The organism is Hydrogenivirga sp. (assembly GCF_056450045.1).
The window spans coordinates 1-9,618 of the sequence record NZ_JBWONM010000078.1 but is presented as its reverse complement, the minus strand read 5'-3'; the positions used below and the strand labels follow the sequence as shown (position 1 = coordinate 9,618).

Here is a 9,618-nt window from a genome sequence, read left to right as displayed (position 1 = left end):
CAATAACTGACTCTGGGTGAAAACAGAGACCTGGATCCCTCATTTCTCAGGGATGACTGTAACCAAAGACAAGTTCAAAGCCCTCTCAAAGCTCAAGAGAGAAGGTCGCAATCCCTCATTTTTTAGGGATGACTGTAACCCTACCTATTAAAAACCCTCTTTATCAATAACTTAGAACTGCGAATTGTTTGCAATTGGGGTTGGTGTCGGGATTTTGCAGATATATCAATGCGTTCCTTCCCGAGTGCATCCCCCAACGCTTTGCTCAAAATCAAGCCCTATTCAGTTGTCAAGGAGCCGGCAGGGAATCCCTCCCTGCATGTTGAGCTTCAATAAGATTAGAACTTCAGTTAAAAATAGAATATGATCCTTATCATCTTTCACGATTTTGAGCGTAATATCAACAACTTACAATAACAAATTTTAAAATTTTGTAAGTCCTTCATCTATCATTCTTTTTCAATCACGCCGGAGGCGTCAGGTTTGCAGACTTCTGAGGGTTTAAACGGATGATGAGGTTCTTGGTCGCCTACGATATCAGAAAGGACGAGGTAAGAGCCAAGGTATCCAGACTTTTAACAAAGTACGGCTACAGGATTCAGCTGAGCGTCTTTTACCTTCCCGATGTGTCTGAATCTGAGCTTGACAGGATATACCTTGACATAAAGAAGCTCATAGACCCACGAACGGACAGGGTATTCTTCTATCCTGTGGAGGAGATAGAAGTCTTTGAAGGCTACCCTTTGGAGCCTTGGGATGTTGAGGTGGTCTGATGGGGAGGAGGTTTATCCTTCTTTTCGGTCAGGCGGACGTTAAGAAGGTCGGTGAGAGGCTGAGGTTTATCAACAGCTCAGGAAGCGTAGAAAAGCCCGTCAGATACATAGAGGCTGTCATCGTTTTGGGAAACCTTTCCCTTTCCTCCCATGCGGTTAGCCTCCTTCTTTCAAGCAGGGTTCCCGTTTTCTTCCTATCAAGGTTTGGCACCTTCAGGGGGATGCTCATAGATAGCCTTCTATCAAGTGCAAACACTCTCAGACTCAGGCAGTATGAGGCTTTCCTTTCCAGAAGGCTTGAGATAGCGAGAGGAATAATCCTGAGAAAGCTGGAGAACATAGAACGCGTATACATGAGCAACCTGTCCGACCTGAAGGCTGAGCTGAGCGATGCGGACAGCATTGACGCGGTGATGGGTATAGAGGGGAGGGCTTCACGGCTCATGTTTGAGAGATTCAGAAAGAGCATAGCAGACTCGGAACTCAGGTTCGCCGGAAGGAGCTACAGACCGCCTACGGACGAAGTCAATGCCCTCCTTAGCCTCACCTATTCCCTGACATACGCCCTCGCCTTTCCCCTGATCCTGCATCTGGGTTACGACCCCTATATTTCTTTTCTGCACGCCAAGAGGGGAACCCACGCGAGCTTCTGCTCGGACATAATTGAACCCCTCAGACCCCTCGTTACCAAGGAGCTTGAGAAGGAGATACTGCGGGGTAGCTTTCAGAGAAAGGACTTTGTTAAGGAGGGAAGGGGATTTTACCTGAGAAGGGAGAGCCTGCCCAAGTTCGTTGGATGGTTTGAAAGAATTAAGGAGGACGTTGTCAAAGGCTTGAAGGAGTCCATCCTCTCGGTAGGGGAGGACTTGGCATGAAGCGATACGTTGCCTGCTACGACATATCCTCCAACTCTGCAAGGACCAAGGTTATGAAGAGGTTGAGGAACAAGGGGTTTCATGCCCAGCTCAGCTTCTTTGAGCTCTCAGCCCCCTCCGCCGATGAGGTGAGAAGCTCCGTCGTTGATCTAATTGAACGCTCCGACAGGCTTGCTGTAGTGAGGCTTAGTAGCAGGCACAGGATCAGAAGACTGGGGTCTTTGATAGAGGGTATGGACTGGGTGCTCTGATGTATCTCTTCGTGACTTCCAGAAAGGGTATATTAGCCTGCGACAGAAGGCACATAGTAACCGCCACTGGGAAGAGGATTCCGATAGGCAGACTCTCCGGGATCTTGAGCTTCTACAGCTTCCCTGTATTAGATAGGCTACCTGTGAGGAGAGTCTTTGTGAGCGAAGAGGGAACGGAGTTCGGAGGCATGGATATAGATCCTGCGGGTGTTGACAGGTGCGAGATAGATATGCTCTCTTGGGAAATTTTTGAGCTGGGTAGGAGGGCTCTGGGCAGGACAGCGAAGGACTTTCTGATTGAAAATCTCCAGATTCTTTATGCCTTCTGCATGACAAACAGGCTCGCCTACCATACCTTCAACGGCTTTCTCGCCCTCCACACTGGTGTGGAACCTATCTATTTGCCTATAAGAGAGCCTCCCCTGAAACTCCACGAGCTTATCTTCCTCCCCGCTGTAGCCTATGCCCTTTCGGTGGAGCTGGAGAGGGTTCTCCATTACCAGCTCCCTCCTCCCAAGAGACCCCGGGAGTGTGTCAATCTTCTTCTCTCTTACCTTCTCTCAAACCTGAAGTTTGACGTGCTCGTCCGCAGGTGTTTAAGTCTCGCCCTCGGGAAGAGCACTGTGAAACCTCACCTGTCCAAAGCCCATGGTCGTCTTCCTGCCTACCCCTGCAAACTCGGCAAATCTGGCGAGGGTGTTCAGCCATCTTAAAACCTCTTCCTCTTTGGCATCAAACCCGAGTATTACCCTTCCCGTGAAGCCTCCTATCCACCCGCCGGCAGAGAGTTCAACCCTCCTGCTACCTATCCACACCCCCGATATAAAGACCCTATCCTCTATGTAATCTCTCAGGTCTATGTCTATCTTGAGGTCTGAATAAGCCTGCCACTTCCTTATGAGCCCCTTGAAGATGAGCTTCGGTTCGGGGAGTAGAAGGTCCTGAGAGCCCCTCCTGAAAACCGTCGGCGTTGTGAACTCAAGCATCACCCTCCTCAGTGGCTGTGCCTCTTCGTATAAGGAAGCGTAAGGCTTGAGGTACCTCTCCGCTATGTGGGGTCTTCTCAAAGCCCTGAGCCTGTGCCCCCCGATATGAAACTCTCCCTTTGCACCGAGCATATAGCCGTAAAGGAATCTCGGAAAGAGGGCATCCTCAAGAAAGGAGACGTTCATGTGTATCCTCTCAGCCTCACCTTCCCTTTCCGAAAGGATGGATCTTCTCTTCCCCGAGCTGGAGATGTAAAAGCTGAGGGTGAAGGGCTTTACCCTCCTCGGTTCGTGGAGCAAAGAGGCGAGCTCATCACCCGCGAGGGAGAAGAAGAGGGCGTGGAGCCTGTCGGGGGTTAGCTCCTGCGCGGGAACGGGCTCTTCGGGGATCAGGGTCAGTCCCAGCTTAACGGGCATGGCTCAGACCATCATCTCCTCTACGAAGCCTATGTGGTGCTTTCCTTCCTTGAACTCCTTTGTCTTCAGGACCCTTCTGTGAAACTCTATGTTCGTCTTAAGACCTTCTCCCGATATCAGGAACTCATCAAGGGCTCGGAGCCCCCTCTGGATAGCCTCATCCCTCGTGCCTCCCCAGACTATGAGCTTCGCTATTAAGGAGTCGTAGTAAGGAGGGATGGTGTAGCCCGGATATATGTGGGTATCAACCCTTACACCCATTCCGCCCGGGAGGACGAGCTCCTCTATCTTTCCGGGAGAGGGGAAGAAGCTGTCGGGGTCTTCGGCGTTTATCCTGAACTCCATGGCGAAGCCATTCTTCCTGACCCTTCCTATCCTCAGCCTCTCGCCCGCCGCTATCCTTATCTGCCACTTGACTATGTCAACGCCCGTCACCATCTCGGTCACGGGGTGTTCAACCTGAACCCTTCCGTTCATCTCCATGAAGTAGAAGTTCCCATCCTCGTCCATCAGGAACTCAACCGTCCCCGCACCCTCGTAGCCTATCTCCCTGCAGAGCTCCGCAACAGCCTCCCCAATCTCCTTCCTCTTCTTATCATCAACCGATAGGCTCGGAGCCTCCTCTATTAGCTTCTGGTGTCTCCTCTGGATTGAGCACTCCCTCTCACCGAGGACGCTCACGTTGCCGTAGGCATCGGCAAGAACCTGAAACTCAATGTGCTTCGGGTTTATTATGAACTTCTCCACATAGACCCTTCCGTCTCCAAAGGAGAGCTCAGCCTCCTGAACAGCGACGGGGAACTTCTCCCTCAGCTCCTTCTCGTTGAAGACTATCCTTATTCCCCTTCCTCCCCCTCCTGTGGAGGCTTTGAGGACGACGGGGTAGCCTATCTTGCCCGCTATCTCTATAGCTTTCTCAAGGTCAGTGGCTCCGTTGCTCCCCGGAACGAGGGGTATCCCGACCCTTCCTGCTATCTCCTTTGTCTTTATCTTGTCCCCTATGAGCTCAAGGGTCATGGGCTGGGGTCCTATGAACTTTACACCGCTCTTGGAGACTATCTCCGCAAACTTGGGGTTTTCAGCCAGGAAGCCGTAGCCCGGATATACCGCATCCGCTCCCGAGACTTCAACCGCTGACATTATCCTCGGTATGTCAAGGTAGCTCTTTGCGGGTTCGGGGGGACCTATGCATACAGCCTCATCTGCGAGCCTGACGTGAAGGGAGTCCCTGTCCGCCTCGGAGTAAACCGCAACAGTCCTTACCCCGAGCTCCCTGCAGGCTCTTATAGCCCTGAGGGCTATCTCTCCCCTGTTTGCTATCAGAACCTTTTTGAACATCTAAGAGACTATCTTACCAGAAGAGACGGTGCTCAAAACACTCTCCACTATGAGCTCAACCTCTTCCTCACTAAGGTAGGGGTGGACTGGTATTGAGAAGACCTCCCTCCTGAAGCTCTCCGCCTTGGGTGTGGGGAGGTGCTCGGAGTTCCTGAGCTCGTGAAGGAGGTAGTCGTAGTAAACCCTGGCATCAATGCCTCTTGATTTCAGCTCCTCAACTATCCTGTCCCTCTCGGGATGGGTGAGGGTGTAGAGATGATAAACGTGGTAGCTCTCCTCCCTCTCTGAGGGGACTCCGAAGTGTTTGGAGAAGGCTCGGGTGTACCTATGGGCTATCTCCCTCCTTCTTTCATTCCTTTGGGGCAGGTTCCTGAGCTGAATGCTCCCTATCGCAGCCTGAAACTCGGTTATCCTGATGTTAAAGGCGGGGTGGTCTCCGAAGTCAATCCACTTCCTTATACTCTTGGCTATCTTCTCATCGTCCGTTGTCAGAGCTCCACCCTCTCCCATGGGCACGTTCTTTGAGGCGTAGAAGCTGAAAGCTCCTATATGACCCCAGGAGCCTGCTCTCTTGCCCTTCAGACTTGCACCGTGAGCCTGAGCCGCATCCTCCACAACGTAGAACCCGTATTTCTCCGAAAGCTCCATTATGCCTTCCATGTCAGCCATACCGCCGTAGAGGTGAACGGGGATAACTACCTTTGCTCCGTACTTCTTGACCGCATCCTCAAGCTGGTTTAGGTCAAGGGTGAAGTAGTCGTCCACATCAACCACCACGGGCTCCCCACCGGCGAGGTAAACGGCGTCAATGGTAGCCATAAAGCTCATGGCGGGAACTATCACCCTCTCTCCCCTATCAACACCGAGGGCTTTGAGGGCTATGAAGAGGGCAACGGTTCCCGAGCACACAGTAAAGCAGTGCTCAACACCCACAAAGCGGGCGAACTCCTCCTGAAAGTTCTTTGTCCACTTTCCCCTCGTTATCTGGTGGCTTTCAATTATCTCTACAACAGCCCTCTTCTCTTCCTCAGAAAAGACCGGTTCAACAATCCTTATCATGGCTTTGAGGAGTGTATTATATCACCCGCCTTCTCTCCACCTGTATCTAAAACATAGTTATATACCCAATCTTTGATTACCATATTTCCATGAAGTTCTTTGAGAAGCTCGTTGGAAGGAAAGAGGAGAGAACGGTAAGGGAGAGCTACGAGTTCGGTGAGCTCAAACTCTATCTAACCGATGGTCTGGAAAGGGACGAGGATGCGAAGATAGAGGAGTACTGGATAGAGGCTATAGACTCAAGCGACGATGGCTACTGGACTCTTGTAGGCAGAAGGTACGGGGTCTTTCAGCTCTACGACTGGACAGGCAAGCTCCACCGCCTTCCAGCCAGACCCCCATCCCAGTCGGTTACGGACATAGTCTTCAGCGGAAAGTATCTGGGAATAGTTGCTTCTCCTTACCTTGCGATATACTACCTGAACGACCCCAAGGACCCCTCAACATGGAAGACGGTCAGGATATCTCAGGAAGGCTTGAGACCCACTGGAGGACTTGATATAAGGGAGGGCACCCTCGCCTTCGGTGTTGTGGGTGAGAAGATATACACCATTGACCTCAGCGGGGACCTGTCTCAGGAGACGGTTGACTTCAAGAGCACCTTCATATACAGGGACGCCCAGATAGGGGACCTTCGCTCTCTCAAGATACTCCCGAGCGGTAAGCTCGCCCTCGGTGGAACTCAGGGAACAGCCCTCTACAGCATAGGGGGGAATCTCCTCAAGAGGTTTGACTGGAGCCCCGGACGCGCCCTCATTTCCTTTGAAGAAAAGCTCCTGCTGGCTGACTCTTCGGAGGGAAAGCTGATAATCTACAATACGAGCCTTGACAACCTTGAAGCTGAGCTTGAGCTACCCCACGACGTCTCAACCCTCGCCATCTCCCCCGACGGAAGGTATCTCTTCAGCGCTGATGCAGAAGAGAACAGGCTTGGTATATACGACCTTTCCGGCAGGGAGTTTTTGGGTTTCCTTGAGGGTTATGGCTACAGCGTGGTTGACGTCTCCCCGGATGGGAGCCTCTACACCTCAAGGTATGAGGACAGAGAGGGGAGCAGGTTCTACTACCTTGAGAAGCTTGAAACAAACCTGATAGACTTCATCTACCCAGCCCAGAGGCAGAAGCAGATAATCAAGAATGCCCAAAAGCTCTACAGGGACTTCCTGAAGAAGCTCAAGGCGGTGAGCAGCGAAGAGGAGCTCGGCTCCATAAAGGAGTTCGGTGAGCTAAGCCGTATAGACATACCCCTTAAGGAGGTGAGGGAGCTTATAAAGAGCGCAAGGGAGAAGCTTGTGGACAGGTCCTACGAGATATTCATAGACTCCTTAGAGGGAAGGCTCAGGTCTGGAGAGGTGAGCGGTGAGGACTACAGGCTGGTTGAGAGCAGGCTTGAGAGCTCCCAGAACTCCTGGAAGGAGAAGCTTTCAGACCTCAAGGAAAGGATAACGGAGCACTTCCGTAGGGAGCTGGAGAGACACCTTGAGAGGGTGAGGGAAGCTATAGGGAAGACGAGCACAACGGACATAAGGGACCTTGAAGCCCTTGAGGAGGTCAAGCAGGCGAGGGCTTTCATCTCAAAGCTCCCCAGAGAGATGTACAACCAGTCCCTTGAGAAGCTCGTCCGCACCCTGCAGGAGAAGATAATAGAGGACAGGCTGAGAACCTTTTCCATAGCCATATCAGAAAAGGAGGTCAGGTTTGGGAGAGAGTCCTTCCCCCGCTTTGAGGCTGAGCCCGTCAGGCTGAAGTGGAGGCTCAAGGTAGAGGACAAGATACTTCAGGAGGGCAAGGTCTTCGGAAAGCTCGCCTTTGAGAGGGAAGACGGCATCCTTGTTGAGCCCAAGAGGTACAATAACGTCCTGACTCAGGAGGAGCTCAAGCACTTCCCCGGATGGGTCGGGAGGTACCTGAAGCACCTGAACGGTCTCTGTTCAATCCAGGAGCCCCGCATACCGGAGTTCGTTTCCTACGAAGAGACCCCCTGGTTCGTCCAGAACCTTGAGAGGTTCACTTCCCTCGTGAAGGAACAGCTTGAGTACGAGGAGGGAATCCTGATCCTTGAGGGTGACGCAGGTGTTGGAAAGAACTTCCTCGTTGAGGTCTTCTCAGCCCTTACCAACAGACCCCTCTTCATAGTCCCCTGCAACTCAAAGATGGAGAAGGAGGACATAACCTTCGTCTATGAGTTTGACCCCAAGAGGGGAACGAGGAGGGTCTATTCAGACCTCGTCAAGGCTCTGAGAACGCCTGGTGCGGTCATATACCTTGATGAGATAAACACACTCCCCCCTTCCCTCGTGAAGATATTCAACCCTCTCTTTGACTACAGGAGATACCTCGTTCTCTCTTACGGAGAGGTTGTCAAAGCGAGACAGGACGTCATCCTCGTGGGCGGTATGAACCCTCAGAACTACCTCGGCGTGTCCGAACTTCCGCAGGATATAAAGTCAAGGGCAGACGTGATGTTCGTTGATTACCCGCCCTTCCAGGACGAGAGGGGCTTCTACTACCCCGACGAGGCGATAATCCTCAAGGACTACCTGGAGGAGGTAGCCCCCCTCAACAAGGAGGACTTCACATACCTGTGGTATCTGGTGGTGAACGACATCCACACGGAGAGAGGGCAGGAGCTGAAAACGCCCGAAAGGGAGAGGGAGATCATGCTTCTCTTTGAACTCCTGAAGATAGCCAACGAGATAAGGAAGGCTTACAGAGCATATCAGACCCAGCAGTCGGAGGAGCCCGTTGAGTTCGTATTCTCAATAAGGGATACGATAAGGTGTGCCAGAAGGCTCAAGAGGTACGGGGATGCTAAGAAGGCTGTCGTGGAGAGCATAATACCCAAGATAAGCTCTCCCCTTGAGAAGGAGATAGTAAGGAGCATAATAGAGAGAGTGTAAGTAGAATTATCCTGTGGAAGCTTTTGTAATCTGGGGAAGGAACCCTATACTTGAGGCTCTTCGCTCTGGAAGGGAGATTGAGAAGATATATATAGCCCACGACTCACACCCACCCAGGGAGCTCGCAAGGCTCGCCAAGGAGAGGAGCGTCAAGCTCCAGAGGGTATCAAGGCAGAAGGTTGAGGAGCTTGCTGGAACGAAGAAGACCCAGGGGGTTGTGGCACTGCTGAGCCCTGTTAAGTACTCAGCTCCGCAGGAGCTCTTTTCGGAGACGATTAAAGAAAACTCCTTTCTCTTAGCCATAGACCACATAACCGACCCCCAGAACGTGGGCAACCTGATAAGAACCTGTGAGGTTCTAGGCGGGACTGGAGTTCTCATCACCAAGGAGAGGACCGCACCCATAAATCAGACCGTTGTGAAGGCATCCTCGGGCGCCATCTTCCATCTGATAGTCTCTAAGGTGACAAACCTCTCCAGGGCGCTGAAGGAGTTCAAGGATATGGGAGGCTGGGTCTTCTCCGTTGAGAAGGGAGGAAGAGACATAAGGGAGCTGGAGATAGTCCTTCCCTGCGCACTCGTTCTCGGCTCAGAGGATAGGGGGGTTTCCCGCTCTGTGCTTGAGCTCTCGGATGAGGTTCTGACCATACCCATGAAGGGGAAGACCACCTCTCTGAACGTAGGCTCAGCTGGTGCGATAGCCATGTGGGAGGCTGTGCGGAAGGTCCTCTAAGGTGCAAAAGTGAGAAGGATTTATTCCCGAATTAATTTTACAAATTAATTTACCACCCATTATGTTAACATTCTGGGACTTAGCGGGACATAGCGGGATTTTTCGGGACATTGTGAGGCAAGGATTATAAGAAATTTCTTATATGGTCTCTTTTGAGGCGGTAAATTTTTTGTAACAAAAGTGGTAATTTTTTTTGTAAAAGTTTAACACTTCTCAATTAGGGAGTGTTTTCATTTCCTCACCCACTCCCACAGTTTTCTGTTCTCTTCTTCGCTGACCGTGTCCA

General features: G+C 51.7%; 9 protein-coding genes. 6 read left to right on the top strand and 3 right to left on the bottom strand.

Features of this window, described 5'->3' with window-relative positions:
- The first annotated feature begins 512 nt into the window (after positions 1-512).
- From cas2 (AC1HCM_RS03265) to AC1HCM_RS03250, 4 genes are read left to right on the top strand one after another with little or no spacing between them, the layout of a single operon-like run.
- Positions 513-773 (top strand): CRISPR-associated endonuclease Cas2, encoded by a 261-nt coding sequence (gene cas2 / locus AC1HCM_RS03265; protein WP_479460347.1) that lies wholly within the window; start codon positions 513-515, stop codon positions 771-773.
- Complete coding sequence (cas1, locus tag AC1HCM_RS03260; protein WP_479460346.1) at positions 773-1,648, top strand: CRISPR-associated endonuclease Cas1; 876 nt, start codon at positions 773-775, stop codon at positions 1,646-1,648. Before cas2 (AC1HCM_RS03265) ends, cas1 begins: the two co-directional genes overlap by 1 nt.
- Entirely contained in the window at positions 1,645-1,899 is a 255-nt protein-coding gene (cas2, locus tag AC1HCM_RS03255; RefSeq protein WP_479460345.1) for a CRISPR-associated endonuclease Cas2, read from the top strand. The genes cas1 and cas2 (AC1HCM_RS03255) overlap by 4 nt, the downstream gene beginning before the upstream one ends.
- Positions 1,899-2,612, top strand: a complete 714-nt coding sequence (locus AC1HCM_RS03250; protein WP_479460344.1) for a hypothetical protein — start codon at positions 1,899-1,901, stop codon at positions 2,610-2,612. The genes cas2 (AC1HCM_RS03255) and AC1HCM_RS03250 overlap by 1 nt, the downstream gene beginning before the upstream one ends.
- Here the strand turns inward: AC1HCM_RS03250 and cas6 are convergent.
- The 3 genes from cas6 to AC1HCM_RS03235 are packed head-to-tail and all read right to left on the bottom strand — an operon-like array spanning position 2,496 to position 5,699.
- Positions 2,496-3,302, bottom strand: a complete 807-nt coding sequence (gene cas6 / locus AC1HCM_RS03245) for a CRISPR-associated endoribonuclease Cas6 (RefSeq protein ID WP_479460343.1) — start codon at positions 3,300-3,302, stop codon at positions 2,496-2,498. The two genes, AC1HCM_RS03250 and cas6, sit on opposite strands and share 117 nt — an antisense overlap.
- Positions 3,303-3,305: 3 nt before the next feature.
- The gene (gene accC / locus AC1HCM_RS03240; RefSeq protein ID WP_479460342.1) at positions 3,306-4,640 is read right to left on the bottom strand and encodes an acetyl-CoA carboxylase biotin carboxylase subunit; all 1,335 of its coding nucleotides are present in this window, start codon (positions 4,638-4,640) and stop codon (positions 3,306-3,308) included.
- Positions 4,641-5,699, bottom strand: a complete 1,059-nt coding sequence (locus AC1HCM_RS03235) for a DegT/DnrJ/EryC1/StrS family aminotransferase (protein ID WP_479460341.1) — start codon at positions 5,697-5,699, stop codon at positions 4,641-4,643.
- A gap of 89 nt (positions 5,700-5,788) precedes the next feature.
- Between AC1HCM_RS03235 and AC1HCM_RS03230 the strand changes: the two genes are divergently transcribed.
- Both AC1HCM_RS03230 and rlmB read left to right on the top strand, forming a co-directional pair.
- Positions 5,789-8,599: an AAA family ATPase gene (locus AC1HCM_RS03230; protein WP_479460340.1), complete on the top strand. Its 2,811-nt coding sequence runs from the start codon at positions 5,789-5,791 to the stop codon at positions 8,597-8,599.
- Positions 8,600-8,612: 13 nt separating this feature from the next.
- Positions 8,613-9,332 (top strand): 23S rRNA (guanosine(2251)-2'-O)-methyltransferase RlmB, encoded by a 720-nt coding sequence (gene rlmB, locus AC1HCM_RS03225; protein WP_479460339.1) that lies wholly within the window; start codon positions 8,613-8,615, stop codon positions 9,330-9,332.
- Positions 9,333-9,618: the final 286 nt, after the last annotated feature.

What these genes read in the sequence shown, in the direction of transcription:
- cas2 (WP_479460347.1), top strand. Translation starts at nt 513, where the DNA reads ATGAGGTTCTTGGTCGCCTACGATATCAGAAAGGACGAGGTAAGAGCC.
- cas1 (WP_479460346.1), top strand. Translation starts at nt 773, where the DNA reads ATGGGGAGGAGGTTTATCCTTCTTTTCGGTCAGGCGGACGTTAAGAAG.
- cas2 (WP_479460345.1), top strand. Translation starts at nt 1,645, where the DNA reads ATGAAGCGATACGTTGCCTGCTACGACATATCCTCCAACTCTGCAAGG.
- AC1HCM_RS03250 (WP_479460344.1), top strand. Translation starts at nt 1,899, where the DNA reads ATGTATCTCTTCGTGACTTCCAGAAAGGGTATATTAGCCTGCGACAGA.
- cas6 (WP_479460343.1), bottom strand. Translation starts at nt 3,302, where the DNA reads ATGCCCGTTAAGCTGGGACTGACCCTGATCCCCGAAGAGCCCGTTCCC.
- accC (WP_479460342.1), bottom strand. Translation starts at nt 4,640, where the DNA reads ATGTTCAAAAAGGTTCTGATAGCAAACAGGGGAGAGATAGCCCTCAGG.
- AC1HCM_RS03235 (WP_479460341.1), bottom strand. Translation starts at nt 5,699, where the DNA reads ATGATAAGGATTGTTGAACCGGTCTTTTCTGAGGAAGAGAAGAGGGCT.
- AC1HCM_RS03230 (WP_479460340.1), top strand. Translation starts at nt 5,789, where the DNA reads ATGAAGTTCTTTGAGAAGCTCGTTGGAAGGAAAGAGGAGAGAACGGTA.